The following is a 20,420-nucleotide window of genomic DNA, read 5'->3' on the forward strand; positions in this document are numbered from 1 at the left end:
GATCTCACCGGATCACGAATGGATTTGATACCGGAGAGCCGAGGTCGATCCATACGCTTTTGGTCTGGAGATATTCGTCCATCGCCTCCTGCCCGTTTTCGCGTCCGATGCCGCTGCGCTTCATGCCGCCGAACGGGGCCATGAAACTGACGGCGCGATAGGTGTTGACCCAGACCGTGCCCGCCTCGACGCGTTCAGACATGCGAATGGCGCGGCCGATATTCTGCGTCCATACGCCCGCAGCGAGGCCATAGGGGCTGTCATTGGCGATCGACAGCGCCTCTTCCTCATCATCGAACGGGATGATGGCAAGCACCGGCCCGAACACTTCCTCGCGCGCGATCGGCATCTGGTTGTTGACGCCGGTGAAGATGGTGGGCTGCACGAACCAGCCGTCCTCCAACCCGGCAATCGTAGGCAGGCCGCCGCCCAGCACGCATTCTGCGCCCGATTGACGAGCGCCCGCGATATGATCGATTATCTTGCCGCGCTGCGCCAGGGTCGTCACTGGCCCGACCTGTGTGTCGGCCAGCTTCGGATCGCCGATGCGAGCGGTGCCCGCCAGGGCGACCAGACGCTCCACCACCTCGTCATGGACGTCGCGCTGTACCAACAGGCGCGATCCCGCGATGCAGGTCTGGCCCGATGCGGCGAAAATGCCGGACACCGCGCCATAAACTGCGCGCTCCAGGTCGGCATCGTTAAAGATGATGTTGGGCGACTTGCCGCCCAACTCCAGCGTGACCTTCTTCAGATTTTCGGCAGCGGAGCGATAGACGGCGATGCCGCCGGGTTCGCCCCCGGTAAAGGCGACCTTGGCAATGTCAGGATGCTTGACCAGCGGCTCGCCACATTCCTGTGGCAGGCCGGTGACGGTATTGACGACGCCCGCCGGGAAGCCTGCGCGTTCGAACAGTTCGACAAAGGCGAGGGTCGAGCAGGATGCATGTTCCGACGGCTTGATGACCGCCGTGTTGCCCGCCGCCAGCAATGGCGCCAGCTTCCACGCGAGCAGCATGAGCGGCGAGTTCCACGGCGTGATGCAGGCGATCACCCCCAGCGGCTCGCGGCGGGTGAAGGCATGCATTGATGGCTTGTCGATGGGGAGAACCTGCCCCTCGATCTTGTCGGCCAGACCCGCAAAGTAGCGATAATAGGTGGGGAGATTGCCAAGCTGCGCCCGCATTTCCGCGATCAGCTTGCCATTGTCCTGCGTTTCGAGTTGCGCGAGGCGTTCCGCCTCTTCCGCGAGGATGTCGGCAAAGCGATAGAGCAGGGCGCCGCGCGCGGTTGCTGTCAGGCCACGCCACTTGGGTGAGCGGAAGGCGGTGCGCGCCGCCTCCACCGCTGCATCGACATCGGCAGAGGTGCAGCGCGGGATCAGAGCCCAGGGCTTGCCAGTAGCGGGGTCAAGGCTCTCCAGCCATTCGCCGCCACCCGCCTCACGCGCACTCCCCGCCAGCAGATTGCGGAACCGGACCAGATCCTCAGCCATCAAACTCTCCCCTTAGCCCAGCGTGGCCTGCTGCTACTTTAATTCGGCCCGAAGCCCAGATGTTCGCGCATGCGTGCCTTCAGCCATACACCATCGCGGGCGGGCAGGGCACGCGGCGTTTCCTCGTGCACGATGCGGATGACGATCAGGCGCGGACCTTCACCGATCGTGCCGATCGCTTCGCGCGCCCGAGCGATGCCCGCCTCATCGGTGACTTCGAAACATTCCGTAAAACCGCACACTCGCGCCATCTCGGCCAGGTTGATCCCTGCGCCCGCGTGGCTCATCTGTCCGCCGGTTTCGCCATAATGGCCATTGTCGAGAACAACGATCGAGAGGTTGTTCGGCCGCTGAACGCCGATCGTTGCAAGGCCGCCAATGCCCATCAGCTGCTCTCCATCGCCGGTCACGACCGTCACTGGACGCTCCGGCTGCGCCAGAGCGAGGCCGAGCCCGGTCAAAGCCGCGCCGCCCATGGCTCCCCACAGGTAGAAGTTGCCGGGATGGTCGCCCGCCGCGAAGACATCATAGGTGGGGGAACCAAGGCCAGTGACGATCAGCATATCCTTGCGATCGGCGAGCAGGTCCGCCACGGCCTGGCGGCGGTGGAGACGGTTCACTTCAGCCATTTCTTCGCTCCCAGCATGCTTTGCGACAACAGGATAGCGATCGGCTGATCGCTTTCGAACGCCATGGTCGCGGCGGACGCCATCATCGGGGCGAGGTCTTCAAGCCGGTCGATGCGGATGGTGGTGACGCCCATGATCTCAAGCGCGGCGGGCGTCGCGCGGCCCATCGACACTTGCCACGGGTTGAATTCCTGAAACTCGCCGCGCATCGTGACGATCGTCAGAAACGGAACGCGGCAGCTCGCCAGCAGCGAGAGCATGTTGATGCAATTGCCAACCCCGCTCGACTGCATGAGGAGGGCGCTCCGCTCCCCGCCCAGCCACGCGCCGGTGCAGAGGGCGATACCCTCTTCCTCGGTGGTGAGGACAATGCTCTTCATGTTCTCGGCGGCGCTGCACATGCGGATCAGCCGGGCATGGCCTGCGTCCGGAACATAGCTGACCTGCCGGACATTCGCCTGCTGCAAGGCGTCGAAGATTATAGGTGCCCAGGGGGAGTCGGCATGTGCCCCTGTTTCCGTCTCGCTAATGGCTGACATGTGTCCCTCGAAGTGGATTTCGCAAAGCCTATTGCGGGATTTGCTAAACCAATAGGAACAATATACGCGTCCAGCTATGTCGGTTGGGCATGATAGAAAGGCGCGTGCAGGTGGACTTCCGGCGGCTTGAACATTTCCTGAAAATCGCCGAGCTCGGCTCGCTCAGCCGGGCGGCGGACAGGATGCGGATCGCTCAGCCCGCGTTGAGCAGACAGATGCGCATCCTTGAGGAAGAGGCAGGCACACCGCTGTTTTACCGCCATCGCAGGGGCATGCAGCTCACGCCGGCTGGCGAGGAATTGCGGCAGCATATCGCAGGACCCGTGCGCCAGGTCCGGCAGGCGTTCGACGACATACGCAATCGATCGGCGGAAGGAGGCGGGCAGATCGCCCTGGGGGTTCCTCCGACCGTCAGCTATATTCTGGCTGGACGGCTTGCCCGCCGTGTCGCGGAGCAGGCGCCCAATATCTCGCTGCGGATCGTCGAGGGCTATGCCGGGCACCTGATCGACTGGCTGCAAAGAGGCGAGATCGATGTCGCGCTGCTCTATGGACCGGCTTCGGATTTCCAGATGAATGTGGCGGAAATACTGTATGAGGAGTTGGTCCTTGTGGGCCCCTCATCCTCCGACCTGAACCCTGCGAAGCCGATTTCGATCCAGGAAGTCGTCAAACTGCCCATCGTGTTGCCCAGCCAGTCGCACGGACTTCGGCTGATCGTGGAGGCAGCGGCGCGCAAGGCCGGTGTTCCGCTCAATGTCCGATTTGAAGCGGACTCCTTTCTGGTGCTGAAGGAGCTGGTGGAATTCGGTCTAGGCTATACTGTATTGCCACTCTCATCGATGAGCCGGGAAGTCGATGCTGGCATCCTGCGCTATGCGCCGATCGGCCATCCGCCCGTCGTCCGCCAGTTGGTGCTCGGCATGCCGCGCGAGGAGCAGCTGACCCGTTCGACGCGGATCATCGTTCGGCTGGTGCGTGAGGAGATCAAGCATCTGGTGGATAGCGGTGTCTGGAAGGCGCAGTTGCAATATTGATTGAGAGGTATCGGCGCCGTTCGGACATATCGATCCGGCATAGGTGGCGATAGCTGTTCTATGACTATGAGCGCAGTGCGGGGGCTATTTCATCGCGATGCCGGAACGAGGAAATGGTGGGGAGGACAGGGTTGGATAGGCGGGAAGCCGAGCCATCGGCCCGGATGAAGCGGAAGGCAGCGGGCGTCCTTTCCCTTGGGGACTATGAAGCCCTTGCGCGCGCGCATTTGCCACGCCCGCTGTTCGGCTATGTCGCTGGAGCATGCGAAGATAATCTGACGGTTGCCGCCAATCGAGAGGCGATGCGCCGGGTCGCTTTCGTCCCGCGCGTTTTGCGGGACATGGCGGGCCGGACCCAGCAGCTTTCCCTATTCGGTGAGAATTGGAGTTCCCCTTTCGGCATAGCACCCATGGGACTTTCGGCCCTGATCGCCATGCGGGGGGACATTGCCCTCGCGCGAGCCGCCCACGCCGAAAATGTGCCGATGCTGCTCAGCGCGACATCGCTCATCCGGCTGGAGGAGGTGCGCGCCGTCTCGCCCTCTTGCTGGTTCCAGGCCTATCTTCCCGCTGATCGCGAGTGGATCGACGGCGTGGTGGACCGGGTCACAGCGGCAGGCTTTGGCACGCTCGTCATTTCCGTGGATGTGCCGGTTCTGGGCAATCGTGAGAATTTGATCCGCGAACGCTTCTCGACGCCGCTCAAGCCGTCGCTTCGGCTGGCGCTGGACGGGGTGCTGCACCCCCGCTGGCTGCTCGGCACCTTTGCGCCGACCCTGCTCCGCCATGGCATGCCAGCGTTCGAGAATTCAAGCGCGACGCGCGGCGCGCCAGTGATCGCGCGAAATGTGGAGCGCAGCTTCGGACAGCGCGACCGACTGACCTGGGACGGGATCAGGCATATCCGGGACCGCTGGCGTGGCAATCTGGTCATCAAGGGGTTGCTTCACGCGGAAGATGCCAGCTTGGCGCGCAGCGTCGGGGCGGATGCGATCATCCTGTCCAACCATGGCGGGCGGCAGCTCGACGGGGCGATTGCGACGCTCGATGCCTTGCCCGGCGCCGTCGCCGCAGCAGGCGATATGCCGGTCCTGATCGACAGCGGGTTCCGCCGCGGCAGCGACATATTGAAGGCGATCGCCTTGGGCGCGCGCATGGTTCTGATTGGACGGCCTTTCCTCTATGCTGCGGCGGTTCACGGGGAAGCGGGCGTGCGCCACGCCATCGGGCTGCTGCGTGCGGAAATCGACCGCAACATGGCCCTCTTGGGGACCAACTCGCTGGATGAGCTTGGGCCGGATTATCTTCACCGCACGGACGGAGCAGCCATATGACAGAGACCGAGCAGCCCCGCCCATGCCCCGGCCCACCAGCCGAGCAGGGACCGCCAACCCGTTTCGTAATGCCCGAAGGCGCGATCGACACACATTGCCATGTCATCGGCGCCCCGCCGGTATATCCGCTGGTGGCAGAACGGTCCTACACCCCGCCGCCTGCCAGCGCGGAGGCCTATCTCGCGATGCTGGATGCTGTGGGCTTCGCCAAGGGCGTCCTTATACAGGTCAGCGTGCATGGAACGGACAATCGGCTGCTCCATGAGACACTGTCGGCGCATCGCACACGATTGCGCGGCGTTGCAGTGATGCCCGCTGACCTGCCCGAGGCAGAATATGCACGGGCGCATGAGGCGGGCGTGCGTGGCCTTCGCCTCAACGATTTCATCCGCGATGGCGCGGGTCTGTACGGCGGAGGCATAGGTTTCAAGGATCTGGAGCGGTTCGACGCCCTGGCCTGTGAAATGGGCTGGCATCTTCAGCTTCTGCTGGACGGGCGAAACCTTGTGGACCTCGCTCCCCGCATAGCTCGTCTTCGTGCCCCATGGGTCATCGATCATATGGGACACATACCCTATGAGGTCGGCGTCGATCATCCAGGGTTCCAGACGCTGGTGCAGATGGTCGCGGATGGCGGATGGGTCAAGATTTCGGACGCCTTCCGCATGTCGGAACAGCCGGGTTATCGCGATTCCATCCCCTTTGCCCAGGCGCTGGTCGCTGCAGCGCCCGATCGATGCGTCTGGGGATCCGATTGGCCCCACGTCGCGCAGTGGCGGCCCATGCCTACGGTATCGGGGCTGCTCGACCTGCTCGCCGAATGGGTGCCTGACGAAACGGTGCGCAACCGCATCCTCGTCGATAATCCGGCACGCTTCTATGGCTTCTGATACCGTCATGACGGCCTTGCGGGGGAGGCGGTTGCGCAGCGGTTCGGTCAGCATTTCCTGCGCACGGGCATGGCGCTCACTTCAGCTATTTTCCCTGAGCAAATCTTCTGTTGCCTGCCAGAGCAGGCGGGCCGCGTCCGGTTCAAGCGAGGAGGAAGACACGCCCCAGCCCGAAGGCATCGGCGGAGCCCAGATCGGCGCAATGGCGCAATCTTCGAGATACAGTCCCCCTTGGCCCTCCAGCTCTGGTGCGACAGCGGCCCACACCGGCGTTGCCGCGCCTTCATCCGCCGTCTTCATGCGGCCCTGCGGCAATGAGCCGTCTTCATTGACCCACCCCAGCTTGACCGCATCTTCAAAGGTGACATGTCGGCCGAGTCTGGTTTCAACCCCACCCGGCGTGACCGCATTCATCGTCACGCCCACTTCCGCATGACGACGGCTATATTCGACGGCAAGCAGGTTGGCGCAAAGCTTGGCATGGCCATAGGCCTCGAATTTGTCATAGGCACGCCTCTCATAATTGAGGTCATCGGTATCCAAAGTCGCCAGCTGATGGGACCCTGAAGAGACGATGACCACCCGGCCGATCCCGCTTCCTTCCCTCGCTGCTGCCAGAGATGGCAGAAGCAGCTCTGACAGGAGAAACGGCGCGAAATAGTTGACGGCCATTTGGCTTTCGAAGCCATCCTTGGTCATCGTGAGCGGCGGGCCCATCAGCCCGGCATTGTTGATGAGGAGATCGAGCGGCCGACTGCGCCAACGCTCGGCGAAGGCGCGGACAGAGGCCATTGAAAGGAGATCAACCTGTTCGACAGCAGGGGATGCCACTCCTCGCGAAGCGGCGATGCGTTCTGATACGTCCCGTCCAGCGGCCATGTCGCGCACCGCCAGCGTTACCTCGGCTCCCGCACCGGCAAGCGCTGCGGCAATGGCCACGCCGACGCCGGAGGATGCTCCAGTTACGACGGCAGTGCGTCCTGTCAGGTCCACGCCACGCAGCACGTCATCTGCGGTCGGCAGCGATATGGTATCGGACATTTTATCTCCCGTGATTGGTGTCACGCTTTACCGTTCGCGTTCAGTGCGGCAACCGAGCGGCTCCATTATTGCGCATTTTTCATGAATTTTGCGCATGATGCGATAAGCCGCTGCTTCGGGCATAGCTCCAGCCGGCAGAGGAGCAGACCTATTCAATCCGTCAAACTTGACGGAAAGAGATCAGCAGGTCAGGCCCTGCCCGCGACGGAACCAGATATTGGCTGGCGAATGCCACAGGGCGGCCGTTCCCATCAGCAGAACCGCCACGGCCTTCGCCATTGCGCTATGCAGCGCGCCGTCATGTAGCGTGATGCCTCCATGGTGCAGCGCCAGAGCAAGGCCTGATCCAGCAACGATTGTCACGCCGATCCGGGCCAGGCTCGACCCCAGCATCAACAGGGGCAATAGCACAAGCAACAGGCCCGCCGAAACGATGATGCCTACATCATCCCGGCAGCATATGTCGCTCATTTTGAACAAATAGCAGAGGATGGTGTAACCTGCGGCACCCGCAATACAGGCTGTTCCGATGAGCACTTCGAGAGGGGGGATGCGCATGCTGGCTCCGGTTCAAGCGCAGCACCAATTATCCCTCGGCTCAGATGTTCCAGATATTGAAGGTGAAGAAGGTCTTCATTGCTTCGGATCAATGACATTTCTTCAGACGCCGGGCGCCTCGTCCAAGGCCACGGCAAGTTCGTCGCTCCGGAACGGCTTCACTAACCGCCTTAGATCCGGCGCGATCTCATCCAGCTCGGCATAACCCGAGACGATAAGCACTTGTATTTGAGGCAGTGCCACAATCAGGTCGCGCGCAAGCTCTGTTCCGCTTTTCCCCGGCATCAAATGATCGGTCACGAGCAAATCGGGCGACAATCCTTGCTCGACCAACTTCATCGCTTGTTCGGCGGAGGCCGCTTCGACCACATCATAGCCGATGTCGCCCAGCATCGCGGATGTCGTCATGCGGGCAAGATCTTCATCGTCGACGACCAGCGCAATCCCGGCCGCCGCTTTCTGACCTGCCGCTGCCGTGGGGAGCGGGGCGGCAGTGGCGTGAGCGCTGCTGATCGGCAGCCACAGCTGCACGTTGGTTCCCACTCCCAGGTGGCTCTGAATGGTGAGGGCGCCGCCGAGTTGTGATGCAAGGCCATGCGCCATGGACAGGCCAAGACCTGTGCCTTGACCGACGCCCTTGGTTGAGAAGAATGGTTCGATCGCGCGTGCCAATGTCGCTTCGTCCATGCCTACACCCGTGTCGGCAACGGAAAGCTTGAGGTAGCGTTCGCCCGTCAGCTGTTCCGGGCGGTTGCCCTGATCCTCGGAGGCAACCACGCTGATGCGGAGCATGCCGCCGTCTGGCATGGCATCGCGTGCGTTCACCGCGAGGTTGAGGAGCGCCATCTCCAACTGATTATGATCGGCATGTGCGGGAGGAAGATCGTCCGCGACCTCCACCGCTACCTTGATTTGAGGGCCCGCCGTGCTGGCGATGAGATCGGCCATGCCATGGACGAGGCTGCCAAGGTCTACCGCGCTCGGTTGCAGAGGTTGGCGGCGAGCAAAAGCGAGCAGGCGTTGCACCAGAACCTTGGCGCGTTCAGCCGACTGTGCCGCGCCTGCAATCAGACGCTGCTCGCGTTCGCCTCCCAACCCCCTCCGTTGCAGGATGTCCAGGCTGCCGACGATCGGCGTCAGAAGATTGTTGAAGTCATGTGCGACGCCGCCGGTGAGTTGGCCCATCGCCTCCATCTTCTGGGCGTGGCGCAATTGCTCTTCCGCTTCAGCAAGACGCTCCTGCTCGCGCAGCAGATCGGTGACATCGCGCCCGATGAGGTAGGCCGCTGTCACCTCTCCAGACGCACCGCGCACCGGCTCAAAATGCATGTCATAGGCTCGCCGGTCTGCCGGACTGTCGCCCCACCATGCGCGCTGCTGGAAAGATTCGCCGGCGAGAGCTCGCGCCCACAGCTTTCGCGCTCCCTCACATTGTTCAGGCAGATGCGATAGCAGTTGAAGCAATGATTGGCCGATCTGGGGCCGGACGCCGAATACGCGTTCATAATCAAGCTGACCGGCCGGGTTGATGGCCAGGAAACGATAATCCACGCCGATCATCTGGATCGGGGAGTCCGTCGCGGCGACGATTTCAGCAAACAGCCGACGCTCGGCCAGCGCTTCACCGACCCGACGTTCCAGCGTCGCGTTGAGTTGCCGCACTGCATCTTCGGCACGTGCGCGTTCGACCGCTGCCCAAGTCCTCTCCGCGACCTCCAACGCAACGGCGGCCTCCTCATCCGTCCACATTCTTGTTTCGGCTTCGTGGAGGTATAGGATCGCCGTCAGGCGGCCTTCCTTTATCAGTGGCACGATCAACAAGGCCGTAGCGCCGATGCTGGCATATCCCTCGGCGTAAGGCGCGGCGACAGCATCGTCCGCGACCGATGGAATCCGAAGCAGCTTGCCTGCCTTTAGCTGCGCTATGATGGCAGGGCCGAAAACATCCAAGGAACGCGTTTCGCCCGCGAGAGAGGCCATGCGGCCATCGCTCCAGTCCCGCTCGACGGTGACATGGCGCTGCTCCGCGTCGATCTCACCATAGCCGGCGCGGCCGACGCGCAGATATCGTCCCAGAAGGCGCGCCGCAGTCTCCTTGATCTGCTCGGCCCGAACCAAGGGCCTCAATTCATCGCCAAGCTCAAGAAAAAAGCCTTGCCGTTCGGCCAGGGCGCGCAAATCCGCTTGAGCATGGGCCCGCTCCACGGCCGACCAGGTGCGCTCAGCCACCTCCTGGATCAAATCGACCTCTTCGGCCGTCCAGCGGCGCGGTTCTTGATGATGCAGGTAAAGCGCGGCGACGAAGCGGCGATCCTTGATCAGCGATACCGTCACCGCAGAGCGGACTTGCAGGGCAGCGAACGCGGCAGCGCTCATGGAACCCTGCGCGCGCGGGTCCGTCAACGTATCCTCAACCGCCAGGGAGACGCCATTGCGCAGCGCAGAGAAAATCTCGTCACCAAAGGCGGCGAGATCATGGGTGCCGTTGTGATGCGGCACGGAGCCATCAGTCCAGTTACCGGACGTGGTGAAATAGCGCCCTTCCGGATCCAGGCTGCCATAGCCGACCCGGCTCATCCCGAAATGCTCACCAAGCAGCGCCTGGGCCGCCATGACAATCTCTTCGGCGTCTTGCAAATTGCGGAAGGAAGCTTCCAGCCGGCTCATGAAATGCTGGCGCTCTCGCGCGATCACGGTTCGGGTCGTTTCCGTGCAGACGCAAAGGGCGGCGACGGCAGCTCCGGATTCGTCTCGTACCGGGCTATAGGAAAAGGTGAACCAGGCAGGCCCGGGCTCGGGCCGATGAAGCGTGACCGGCAGGTCTTCAAAGCGTGTCGCTTCGCCTGCAAATGCCAGGTCCACTACCGGCTCGATCACATCGCGGACTTCCGGCCACACCTCAAAGAACGGGCGGCCCATCGCGCTGGGGTGATGCGGGCCGAGAATGGGAATGTACGCGCTGTTGTAGACCAGCCGACGCGTCTCCCCGATGAGGATAAACATCGGGAACGGCGCATCCGCGATGACGCCGGTGATCAATCTGACAGACATCGGCTGGTCCGCGACAGCAGCTATCAGCAGCTCCTGCTCCGCAATGAGCGGCAGGTCGGTGGTGCATTGGTCGCTTTGTTGCATTTGCGCCTAGCGATAGAGAAGATCGCGTCGATGCGCCAGAGAGCTAAATGGACGGCCAGATCTTCCTGGCTTTTCGGTTGGAGGTGGGGGCGACTTAAAACCCGCCCCCTCGAAAATTATTTTCCTCCGAAGGTTCCGATATAAAGCCCTGCCGAGTGGCCGGACTTTCCGGCGGGATCCTTGATGGCAAAAGCTATGCGGCGGCCGTCTGGGGACACGGTGGATTGATGCGCCTGCGCCCCCGATCGGCTAACATTGGTAAGGGCCCGGCGAGACTTGCCGTCCATTGTGATGACGAAGATGTCGAAGCCCTTGCCGGAGTTGGCGGCGGCGATCTCCGCTGCATTGCTTTTACCCGCAAAGCGCAGGATCTGTTCGACGCCCGGTTTGATATGGGCGCTAATGCCGCGATAGGGACCATCCGGATCGGAATGGATATTCGCTTCTTCCAGGCCATAGCGCTCGTCCGGGAAGACATGGGTTTCGTTATGTGACGGGGTGGCGTACACCTTGCTCACGGCCTTGCTCGCGATGTCGACCTTGTACATTTCGCTGTCAAGCGTGGCGACCTCGGTGGTCCAGAACATGACGCTTTGCCCGCCGTCGATGAAGTCATAGGCTTCAGGGAAGCTGGCCGGTCCGGGCTGGCCGGGGCGATAGGTATAAAGGGCCTGCTGGTCCGCAAGGCGGGCGGTGCGTCCATCATTGACAAGCCTTGCCTTGGTGAGTTCCAGGCCCGTGGCGGTCGGGCGTGACCAGGCGATGTCGGCCGATCCATCCGCATTGGGGCTGCGTGCGATCGCGATGTCGCCCATGGCCCCGCTGTTCAGCGAAACAGGGCGGGCCAGCTTCTTCGACATCCAGAAGAGCTGGGTGCGGCCCGCATCGGCCGCGCCGCCGCTGCCGCCTTTCATTCCCGGCGCGGCCTCGATCAGGAAGCTGTTGTCGGGCAGGTAGAAAATGCGGGTGACGAATTGCGTGTCGCCGAACTTGCAGGTCAGGCAGCGCACTTTTTTCGTACGGAGATCAATCTCATAAGCCGGGCTATCGACCAGATCGTCCTTCGTGAAGGCTATCCGGCGGCCATCGGGCGACCAGTTGGGCCGGTTGCCCCAGTCCAGCAGACGCTCCTGATGGAAGGGCGCGGTCAGATAGTCGATCTTGGCATCCTTCGCCGTTGCGGCAGGCGCGGTCAGGGGGAAGGCTACGGTCAGGAGCGCCGCGCTCAAGATGCGGGCGGCTCGATTGGGCTTACGGGCCGCAATGATATGGGTCACGCTTCAGGCTCCTTTGTCGATATTTTTGTGAGTGTGTACGGGAGTGCTGCCCAGGCATTGCAGCACGGTTGCGCGATCGGGGATCGAGGCTGCCGCGCCGAAGGACTGGACAGCGATGGACGCGGCGGCATTGGCTTCGGCAGCGGCCCGCTCGATCGTGTCGCCTCGGGCAAGCCCAGCGGCGAGATAGCCGCAAAAACAGTCGCCTGCGCCGGTGGTGTCGATCACCTTGGCAGGCCGTCCCGCAATACGCTGGACCTTGTTCTCACTTATGATCGCCAGACCATCAGCGCCTAGGGTCACGAGCAGGATTTGGGCAGGCTCCAGTCCGAGCCGAGTCCTGCTCGACAGCAGGCCATTGTCGTCCAGCATGGGTCCAACATCTGATCCGGCAAGCAATGCCAGTTCGCCTTCATTGACGATAAGCAGATCGCAGAGCGGCAGCAACTCACGCGCTCCTGTCGACGCGGGCGCGGCGTTGAGGATGGTGAAGGCGCCGAGCGTACGGGCACGCCGGAACAGGACTGCCGTGGCGGGAGCAGGCGTCTCCATCTGAGCGAGGCAGACGTCGGCCGGGCCAAGATCAACCTCCGCCGCCAGAGCGGCATCGACATCGCTGTTCGCGCCCGCGATGTGAATGATCTGATTATCGTGCGGCGATGTGGCCACCAGCGCGCAGCCCGTGGCGGAGGAGGTGGCACGCACTCGTTCCACATCCACCCCATGACCGGCAAGTGCAGCTGTCATGCTGGCTCCGTCTTCATCCTTTCCGACAGCGGCCAGCAGGATGCAATGCGCCCCCGCGCGCGCCGCGCCGACGGCCTGGTTCGCGCCTTTGCCGCCCAGTTGGCGCGTCAGGCTGCTCCCCGATACGGTTTCTCCCGCAAGGGGCAGGCGCGGCGTGCTAACCAGCAGGTCGACATTGACGCTGCCCAATATGACGACCTTGCCAGCCATGCTCAGCCGCCCTGCTCCAGCAATGTGAGCTTCGCGACGCGGCGGCGGAAATGTTCTTCGTCGCTGAACTGCGCCGACAGAAAATGGCGGATGATGTCGAGGGCGATTTGCGGTCCGGTGATCCACGCGCCGATGCACAACACATTGACATCATCATGCACCACCGCCTGCCGGGCGACATAGGTGTCGTGCGCTACCGCAGCGCGGATGCCGCGCACCTTGTTGGCGGCGATGCACGCGCCCGCGCCGGTGCCGCAGAGCAGGATGACCCGATCTGTCTGCTTGTCGAGGATGGCCTGCACCGCGCGCCGCGTAACGTCGGGAAAGTCGACAGGCTCTTCCGACTGCGCCCCGACATCGATGATCCGTCCGCTATGGCGGCCAAGCAACTCCAGCACCGGCGGGCGCAAAGGGAAACCGGCATGATCGTTGGCAAAGCCGATGACATCCCGATACGGGATAAGCTGTTCGTCACCGGACAATGTTTCTGGTTTGCGCATTGATCCCCGAGCCCCCTTGCCAGTGCCGCTTCCGCAGTCTTTTACCGGCAGAATCGAACTGCCCACTGGCGCTTTGATCCTGCTGTGGTATTACCAGTTTGGAATCCGATCAAGGGGGAGGGCCGAATGACGCAGGGCAGGGAGGAAGCGATGGAGCGCGGCAGGCTCGCGGCCTTTTGCGTCACCGCACTTGCGATCCAGGCTTACGCGACCCTGGTCACGGTGTTCCTGCCTGAATTTTACGCCAATGCGCTGGCGCTGCCGGTGGGCGCGGTCGGCACTGCCTTCATGACGGTGCGGGTGCTGGACCTGATGATCGACCCATTGCTGGGCGGAATGATGGACGCCACGCGATCGCGTTGGGGACGGTATCGCCCCTGGCTAGTGGCGAGCGCGCCCATCCTGATGCTGTCGACCTATGCACTGTTCCAGGCGGAGCGGGGAGTCGGCATGGCCTATCTATGGGCATGGCTGTTCATTGCCTTCATCGGATTTTCGATGATCGTGCTGTCGCATCTTGCCTGGACCGCAACCCTCGCCACGGGAGCAGCGGAGCGGACGCGCATTTTTGCCTGGTGGCAGATTTTCGCGACGGCAGGGCAGTTTTCTATCCTCGCCATATTGCCGCTCGTCGCGAGCGCCTATCCGGGCGACCCGGGAGCGGGGATGCATGCGGCGGGTTGGGTCATGATCGTGCTGATCCCTGCCGCGATCTTGCTGGCGCTCAAGACGACGCCTGAAAAGCAGCCCTCCGAGGGTTCTCAGGCAGCCCTTGCATTGCGCGATTATGTCGCGCTCTTTTCGCAGGGGCCGGTCGTCCGGCTTGTGCTGGCAGACTTGCTGATTGCCCTGTCGACCGGCGTCGCCAACGCCGTGGCGCTGTTCTTCTATATGGGGCAATTGGGGTTCGACCGGGCGGCTGCCAGCACGCTCATCCTGATCGCCTATGCCGCAGCTTTTGCCGGAACGCCGCTGTTCGCGAAGCTTGCCGGGCGGATCGGCAAGGCGCGCGCGCTGCAAGTTGGCGCGTTGATGCAGGCGGCACTGCAACTGCTCATGGCGACGCAGCCTGCGAAGGCCTTCTGGCTGACGGCTGCCAACGTCGCGGCGCTGGGCCTCTGCATACCCATCGCCTGGTTCCTGCCGCGCGCGCTGATGGCCGATGTCGCCGACGCTACTCGCGCCCGCTTCGGCGTCGATCGCACCGGGTTGCTCTATGCGACGCTCAACGGATCGATGAAGCTGGCGTTGGGGCTGGCGGTCGGCCTTGCCTTCCTGCTGCTTGGCTGGCTCGGCTTCGATCCCGCCCATGCCAGCGATCCGCGCAACGCCTTGCCGCTGCGCACATTGATCGGCATCGTGCCCGCGCTGTTTTCCCTTGGCGTGGTCCTGTGCATGATGCGCTATCCCGAAACCTCCTTGCGGGAGGCGAGCCGCAAGGCCGCTCTCGCCTGACCCTTCCAAACTGAAAGATATGCCGATGAATCGCCGCGATCTGCTCAAATCCTCTGCTTTGTTGATGCTGGCGGCGGGCGTGCCCGCGATGGCGCGCCGCAAATCCTCTTCCTTGCTTGGGAAGGATGGGGCGGGGGTCCAGCTTTATATGTTCGATCCTGACCTCAACCGTGACTTCGACGGCGCGCTCGCCAGCATCGCGGCGACAGGCGTCCGGTCGGTGGAGCTTGCGTCGCTACACCGTCGCTCCGCCACTGAATTCCGGGCTGCGCTGGACAAAGCGGGCCTTGTCTGCCGGAGCGCGCATGTCGCCGCATCGTCGACGGTGCCGGGCGCAAGCGGGCTCAACTTCGATGATCTCGACAAGCTTGTGGACCAGCTCAATATCCTGGGTTCGCGCAACGCCGTGTTGCCGCTTTTCCAGTTCCCCAAGGACCCGATCTGGGGTCCACCGATCTCCTTCATGTCGCTGATGAAGCCCGGCGGAGCGCCCATTACCGCCGACCGTTATGAGCGCATGGCCGACTTCCTCAATGAGAAGGGCGCGGTGCTCAAGAAACACGGTATCCGCATCGGCTATCATAATCACAACGGCGAACTGGCGCCGCTGGGGAACGAGACGGGTTTGCAGATCCTGCTTGAACGAACGGACCCGAGCATCGTCGATTTCGAGCTGGATGCTGGATGGCTGGCAGCGGGCGGGCACGACACCGCCGCCTGGCTCGAACGCTATCGCGGCCGCTTCACCCAGATGCATGTGAAGGACATCGCGGCGGGTACGCAGATCAACTATCATATGCAGCAGAAGCCGACGGAGGTCGGGTCGGGCATAATGAACTGGCCCGCAATCCTGAAGGCAGCGCGAAGTGCGGGCGTGCGCAATTTCTTCGTTGAACAGGAGCCGCCTTTCACCGGCGCGCGCATCGACTCTCTCAAGAAGAGCCTTACTTATCTTCGCAAGCTGGAGACCGCATGATGAACCGTCGCCTGATGAGCCGCACGGCGATCTTCGCTTTTCTGATGGTAGGCGCGATGCCCGGGCAGGCGCAGAATGAAGCCGCGTCGACACTGATGTTCGACGATGTGACGGACACGCATGTCCCCGTTTCCAAATATCTCCACGCCCTGGATGTCGCGCTGGTTGACGTGGACGGTGATGGCGATCTGGACGCAGTGCTGGCCGTCGAAATGGGCCCGAACCGGCTCTACATCAATGACGGGCAGGGGCGCTTCACCTGGAAACAGGGCGCGCTTGGCACCAAGGCGCATGATAGCGAACATGTGCTGTCGGCCGACTTCAACCGCGATGGCTTTCCCGACCTGATCTTCGTTGCCGAGGAGGATCATGCGCACCAACTGTTCCTCGGCGGGCCGGGGGGTGTGTTTACCGAAGCGTCGGACCGGTTGCCGAAGATGAGCGAAGGCAATGGGCTGGCGGTCGGCGACGTCAATGGCGATGGCCTGCCCGACATCGCCATCGGCAATTCGGCGGAGGACCGCCCCGGCAAACCGCGCGCTTCGGGACAGAATTTCCTGTGGCTCAACGATCCCAAACAGCCCGGCACCTTCATCGACGCCACGGCAACTCATCTGCCCGCTTATGAGGATGATACACAGGACATCGCGCTGGTCGACGTGGATGGCGACGGCGATCTCGACATGGTGGTCGCTAATGAGAGCCCGCCGAACCGGCTGCTGCTGAACGGTGGCAAAGGGCATTTTCGCGAGTCGTCGAAGGGCCTCCAGTTGCTGACGCCCATGGAGACGCGCGAAGTGCATGTGTTCGATGCCAATGCCGACGGGCGGCCCGACATCCTGTTCCTGAACCTGACCAGCAACAACAAGAAATGGGACAAGGATCCGCAGGCGCGGTTGCTGATCAACAAGGGGCGGGGCAAGTTCCGCGACGAAACCAAGACGCGCCTGCCTGCCAATCGTTTTTCCAGTTGGGGCGGGATGGTGATGGACTTCAACCATGACGGCCATCCCGACGTGATTGTCGGGGCGATCGACGTGCCGGGCTTCAAGCCGTTGCAACTGCGTGCCTATGCCAATGACGGCAAGGGCCGCTTCAGCGATGTGACGGCGACCGTGATGCCCGCCACCGCCGTGGGGCGCAGCTGGAGCATGGCGAAAGGCGACGTCAACGGAGACGGCGTGGAAGACCTTTTCGTCGGCACCTGGGGTACGCAGGCCCGCCTGCTGCTGGGGAAGAAGGCCAAATAGTTCGACGACAATAGCGTTCCGCCAGATGGAATTGTCCTTTTCACGCAAGTTGCGATTTGCAGCTTCCACCTCCGCTTTGTAAGCCAAAGACATAGCGGCGGGCGAGGAACGGACATTGACGGAAGGCGACAGGGGGAAAGCGGCGCGGATTGCGCTGGCGCGGGAGATGTTCGACGTCGCCCTGACAACGGTATCGGCCGCGCGCTGTTTGCCATCGCATCTGCCGCCCCCTCCGGAAGGACGGCGGCTGGTACTGGCAGTGGGGAAGGCCGGAGCGGCGATGGCCAGCGTGGCGTTGCGCCATTCGCCGCCGGGTACGCAGGCGATCGTCCTTATTCCTTATGATCACGGGCTACCGCCAGGCACTTTGCCGGCCGATGCGCTGGTCATCGAGGCGGGGCACCCCTTGCCCGACCAGCATGGCCTGCACGCGGCGCAGATGATCCAGGAAGCCGTACGCGACCTTAGCGAACAGGATCAGCTGCTGGCGTTGATTTCTGGCGGCGGGTCGGCTCTGCTGGCGCTGCCGGTCGATGGCGTGTCGCTGGATGACAAGCGCCGCGTGACACGGGAATTACTGCTATGCGGGGCGACCATCTCGCAGATCAATTGCGTGCGCACGCACTTGTCGCAGGTCAAGGGCGGCCGTCTCGCCGCGCTGGCGCACCCGGCGGAGGTCGTCACCCTCGCCTTCTCCGATGTGCCAGGGGATGATCCCGCGCTGATCGCGTCAGGCCCGACCGTGGCGGATCGCACGACGCTGGAGGATGCGCGCCGGGTGATCGAGCGTTATCGCATCACGGTTCCCGACAATGTGATGGCTGTGCTGAACGATGACCGGCATGCAACGCCGCGTCCCGGATCGCCTGAACTTGCGCGCGCGGACACGCGGATCGTCGCGCGCAACCGCATGGCGCTGGAAGCTGCGGGGGAGGTGGCAGCGGCGGCGGGATATAGGCCGGTCTATCTGGGTGATGATCTGGAAGGGGACGCGACCGAACTCGGCATCGTTCACGCTGCGCTGGCCCTGCATCATCAGCGCAAGGGCGGGCGCTGGGCGCTGCTGTCGGGAGGAGAGACAACGGTGCTGGTCGGCAACCCGTCGGGCAGGGGCGGGCGCAACAGCGAATATATGTTGAGCCTTGCCATGTCGCTGGACGCCGCTCCGGGGATTTCCGCGCTGGCGTGCGACACAGATGGCATCGATGGCGTGGGCGGACATGCTGGCGCGATCGCTGACGAAAGCACGCTGGCGCGGGCCAGAGCGGCCGGCCTGTCAGCAAGCGGAATGCTGCGCGAGAATAACAGCTTCGGCTTCTTCGAGGCGTTGGGTGATCTGCTGTTCACCGGCCCGACCCGCACCAACGTCAACGACTTTCGCGCGATCCTGATCGACGGCTAAGCATCCGGGGTGGTCCCCTGCAGCTTCCACGCGGCGCCGATCGCGAAATGGCTGAGGATCAAATCGTCAGCCATGGACGCGTCGCCAGCGCGGACGGCCTCATAGATTTTGCGGTGATGATCGACCAGATAATCCCGCGCTTTCGGGCTGTCCGCGATGCGCCTGCGGCGTTCGACATGCGACCGTTCCAGCAGATGCGTGATCGTGCCATAAACAGTCGTCAAAGCGGGGGAATGTGCGGCGGCGACAAGTTGGGTGTGAAAATGAAGGTCGGCATGCCCCCCGCTCGACACATCGTCGATGGTCGCTTCTATCTCCTCCAGCGCTCCTTCGAGGTTGCGCTGGTCTTCAGGCGTCGCCCGGGTGCAGGCAAGGCGCAGCGCCTGCCGTTCCAGTGCGATGCGGACCTCCACAATGTCGTCGATGATCGCGGGTTGCTGCGCCAGCGCAAGCGAGAAGAACTCCCCCAAGACCGCCGCATCGGGGATGCGCACGGTGCTGGCGCGTCCGTGGCGCGTTTCCAGCACGCCGATCATCTCCATCGCGCGGACGGCTTCGCGCACGGCGGGACGGCTCACCCCCAGGCTCAACGCCAGTTCCCGTTCGCTCGGCAGGCGGTGCCCTGTCTCCACGCCGCCATTCACCAGCAGGTCACGCAGGTGCGCCAGCACCCGGCGATATCCTGAAGTCTCCGGTTCTGTGGGGACGGCGGCGCACTCGATGGTCATGCATTGGCTTTACCGCCCGCAGCGTTTCCTGACCAGCGGTTAGTCGCGCTGTCCATATGGTGAAACATCCATGACATCAGCTTGACTTGCAGCAGCGGCCAAGCTGCTTGCGCAAGGCTAAGGAGAAAGATCAATGAAGGCAAAGCATGTACTAACCGCCGCGCTCTTTGCGACCGTGCCCTTGTCCGCACTCACCGCGCAGACCTTTACACGCGGCGAGGCCGTGCCCGCGACGATGCCGCTAGGAAACAAGCCGGGCAATCCCATTCAGGACATGCCGCCCGGACAGCGGCTGATCTCCGCCTTCGGAGAAAGGCCCGTGTTCTCGACCAAGGGGGACAAGCTGGCGTTCATCGGCAAATCCTATGGCGACGCTTATGAATATGACATGGCGACCGGCCGCACGCGCAACTTGACCAGCCACTCGCCCAGCGAGGGCTATTTGCGGGTGCATTATCTCCCTGACAGCAGCTACCTTCTGCTTGGCCCCCGTATTCTGGGAAAGACGCGGGAAGAGACCCGGCATGGCCGCATCGAACTGTTCTGGATGGACGCTCAGGCGATGAGTGCGCCTGTTCCGTTGGGCATCACCGTGTTCGAAGGGATAGCGGTCAGCCCGCGCAGCAACATGATCGCGTGGAGCCAGGTGAAAGCGGCGGCTGGCGGCAAGCCGGCATCGACGACCATCTACACCGGTCGCGTCGCCGTCAACGGGCAGTCGGCAAAGCTTGAAGACGTGCGGGAAATCGTGACGACCACCGAATGCTTTGTTGAGGCACAGGACTTCTTGCCGAGCGACAAAGGCCTGACGATGCCTTGCTACGGTTTCGGCAAAGGGCCGACGGGTGTCGAGACGAAAGTTCTTTCGGTCGACTTCGCGACCAGGAAGATCACAGAATATCCCACCCCTTCTACCCTCTATGGCGAAGTTGAGGGGATATTTCCGGACGGAAAGCGAACCTTCGTCGAATGTGCGCAGGACCGTTCGAAGGGCATGGATCTGTGCATATTGGACCTTGATCCTAAGAAGCCGCGCTACACGCGCATGACCAACATAGTGCAATATGGCGGCTGGAAATATGGCAATCCCGTCGTGCGGCCGGACGGCCGGATGGTCGCGGCGCAGGTAGGGTCGGCCGATGTGATCGACGCAGGGGTCGGGCAGGGCATCGTCTTGATGGACCTCGCCCCGAATTTCTGATCCGCATTGGGCGGGG

At 62.8% G+C, this 20,420-nt stretch carries 18 protein-coding genes; 8 read left to right on the plus strand and 10 right to left on the minus strand.

Translation table 11 applies throughout. From position 1 onward, the window contains the following. Positions 1-4: 4 nt before the first annotated feature. Genes ACYU8T_RS13640 through ACYU8T_RS13650 form a run of 3 tightly spaced genes read right to left on the minus strand, consistent with a single transcriptional unit; the run spans position 5 to position 2,663 of the window. Positions 5-1,495 carry an aldehyde dehydrogenase gene (locus tag ACYU8T_RS13640; protein ID WP_461159897.1) on the minus strand — a complete coding sequence of 497 codons (1,491 nt, stop codon included), beginning with the start codon at positions 1,493-1,495 and terminating at the stop codon, positions 5-7. 38 nt (positions 1,496-1,533) lie between these two features. Continuing rightward, the gene (locus ACYU8T_RS13645) at positions 1,534-2,124 is read right to left on the minus strand and encodes a thiamine pyrophosphate-dependent enzyme (protein WP_097093440.1); all 591 of its coding nucleotides are present in this window, start codon (positions 2,122-2,124) and stop codon (positions 1,534-1,536) included. Continuing rightward, a complete protein-coding gene (locus ACYU8T_RS13650) occupies positions 2,112-2,663 on the minus strand; it encodes a thiamine pyrophosphate-binding protein (protein WP_097093441.1) in 552 nt (183 codons plus the stop codon). Before ACYU8T_RS13650 ends, ACYU8T_RS13645 begins: the two co-directional genes overlap by 13 nt. 89 nt (positions 2,664-2,752) lie before the next feature. On the opposite strand from ACYU8T_RS13650, the gene ACYU8T_RS13655 reads away from it, so the two are divergent. The 3 genes from ACYU8T_RS13655 to ACYU8T_RS13665 all read left to right on the plus strand — a co-directional run bounded on the left by ACYU8T_RS13655 (position 2,753) and on the right by ACYU8T_RS13665 (position 5,924). Then, on the plus strand, positions 2,753-3,700 hold the full coding sequence (locus ACYU8T_RS13655) for a LysR substrate-binding domain-containing protein (protein ID WP_461159898.1): 948 nt from the start codon (positions 2,753-2,755) through the stop codon (positions 3,698-3,700). 164 nt (positions 3,701-3,864) lie between these two features. Beyond that, positions 3,865-5,034, plus strand: coding sequence for an alpha-hydroxy acid oxidase (locus ACYU8T_RS13660; RefSeq protein WP_461159899.1), 1,170 nt, complete (start codon positions 3,865-3,867; stop codon positions 5,032-5,034). Next, entirely contained in the window at positions 5,031-5,924 is an 894-nt protein-coding gene (locus ACYU8T_RS13665; RefSeq protein ID WP_461159900.1) for an amidohydrolase family protein, read from the plus strand. The genes ACYU8T_RS13660 and ACYU8T_RS13665 overlap by 4 nt, the downstream gene beginning before the upstream one ends. An 81-nt stretch (positions 5,925-6,005) precedes the next feature. On the opposite strand, the gene ACYU8T_RS13670 is transcribed toward ACYU8T_RS13665, so the two are convergent. The 6 genes from ACYU8T_RS13670 to ACYU8T_RS13695 all read right to left on the minus strand — a co-directional run bounded on the left by ACYU8T_RS13670 (position 6,006) and on the right by ACYU8T_RS13695 (position 13,392). Next, positions 6,006-6,965 (minus strand): SDR family NAD(P)-dependent oxidoreductase, encoded by a 960-nt coding sequence (locus ACYU8T_RS13670; RefSeq protein ID WP_461159901.1) that lies wholly within the window; start codon positions 6,963-6,965, stop codon positions 6,006-6,008. 180 nt (positions 6,966-7,145) lie between these two features. Next, complete coding sequence (locus ACYU8T_RS13675; RefSeq protein ID WP_097093446.1) at positions 7,146-7,523, minus strand: hypothetical protein; 378 nt, start codon at positions 7,521-7,523, stop codon at positions 7,146-7,148. A 102-nt stretch (positions 7,524-7,625) separates the two neighbouring features. Continuing rightward, a complete protein-coding gene (locus ACYU8T_RS13680; RefSeq protein WP_461159902.1) occupies positions 7,626-10,658 on the minus strand; it encodes a PAS domain-containing protein in 3,033 nt (1,010 codons plus the stop codon). A 116-nt stretch (positions 10,659-10,774) separates the two neighbouring features. Then, positions 10,775-11,935 (minus strand): hypothetical protein, encoded by a 1,161-nt coding sequence (locus ACYU8T_RS13685; RefSeq protein ID WP_461159903.1) that lies wholly within the window; start codon positions 11,933-11,935, stop codon positions 10,775-10,777. A 3-nt stretch (positions 11,936-11,938) separates the two neighbouring features. After that, complete coding sequence (locus tag ACYU8T_RS13690; RefSeq protein WP_461159904.1) at positions 11,939-12,892, minus strand: ribokinase; 954 nt, start codon at positions 12,890-12,892, stop codon at positions 11,939-11,941. 2 nt (positions 12,893-12,894) lie between these two features. Beyond that, positions 12,895-13,392: an RpiB/LacA/LacB family sugar-phosphate isomerase gene (locus tag ACYU8T_RS13695; RefSeq protein WP_097093450.1), complete on the minus strand. Its 498-nt coding sequence runs from the start codon at positions 13,390-13,392 to the stop codon at positions 12,895-12,897. Between the two features lie 126 nt (positions 13,393-13,518). Between ACYU8T_RS13695 and ACYU8T_RS13700 the strand changes: the two genes are divergently transcribed. The 4 genes from ACYU8T_RS13700 to ACYU8T_RS13715 all read left to right on the plus strand — a co-directional run bounded on the left by ACYU8T_RS13700 (position 13,519) and on the right by ACYU8T_RS13715 (position 18,475). Beyond that, positions 13,519-14,847, plus strand: a complete 1,329-nt coding sequence (locus ACYU8T_RS13700) for an MFS transporter (protein WP_461159905.1) — start codon at positions 13,519-13,521, stop codon at positions 14,845-14,847. A 25-nt stretch (positions 14,848-14,872) separates the two neighbouring features. Then, entirely contained in the window at positions 14,873-15,823 is a 951-nt protein-coding gene (locus ACYU8T_RS13705; protein ID WP_461159906.1) for a sugar phosphate isomerase/epimerase family protein, read from the plus strand. Further along, positions 15,823-17,073 (plus strand): FG-GAP repeat domain-containing protein, encoded by a 1,251-nt coding sequence (locus ACYU8T_RS13710; protein WP_461159907.1) that lies wholly within the window; start codon positions 15,823-15,825, stop codon positions 17,071-17,073. Before ACYU8T_RS13705 ends, ACYU8T_RS13710 begins: the two co-directional genes overlap by 1 nt. 115 nt (positions 17,074-17,188) lie before the next feature. After that, positions 17,189-18,475: a glycerate kinase type-2 family protein gene (locus ACYU8T_RS13715; RefSeq protein WP_461159908.1), complete on the plus strand. Its 1,287-nt coding sequence runs from the start codon at positions 17,189-17,191 to the stop codon at positions 18,473-18,475. Here ACYU8T_RS13715 and ACYU8T_RS13720 read toward each other — a convergent pair. Further along, positions 18,472-19,203 (minus strand): FadR/GntR family transcriptional regulator, encoded by a 732-nt coding sequence (locus ACYU8T_RS13720; protein WP_461159909.1) that lies wholly within the window; start codon positions 19,201-19,203, stop codon positions 18,472-18,474. The two genes, ACYU8T_RS13715 and ACYU8T_RS13720, sit on opposite strands and share 4 nt — an antisense overlap. Positions 19,204-19,336: 133 nt before the next feature. Between ACYU8T_RS13720 and ACYU8T_RS13725 the strand changes: the two genes are divergently transcribed. Continuing rightward, a complete protein-coding gene (locus tag ACYU8T_RS13725) occupies positions 19,337-20,404 on the plus strand; it encodes a TolB-like translocation protein (protein WP_461159910.1) in 1,068 nt (355 codons plus the stop codon). Positions 20,405-20,420: the final 16 nt, after the last annotated feature.

It is taken from the genome of Sphingobium sp. TomMM35A (genome assembly GCF_054771735.1).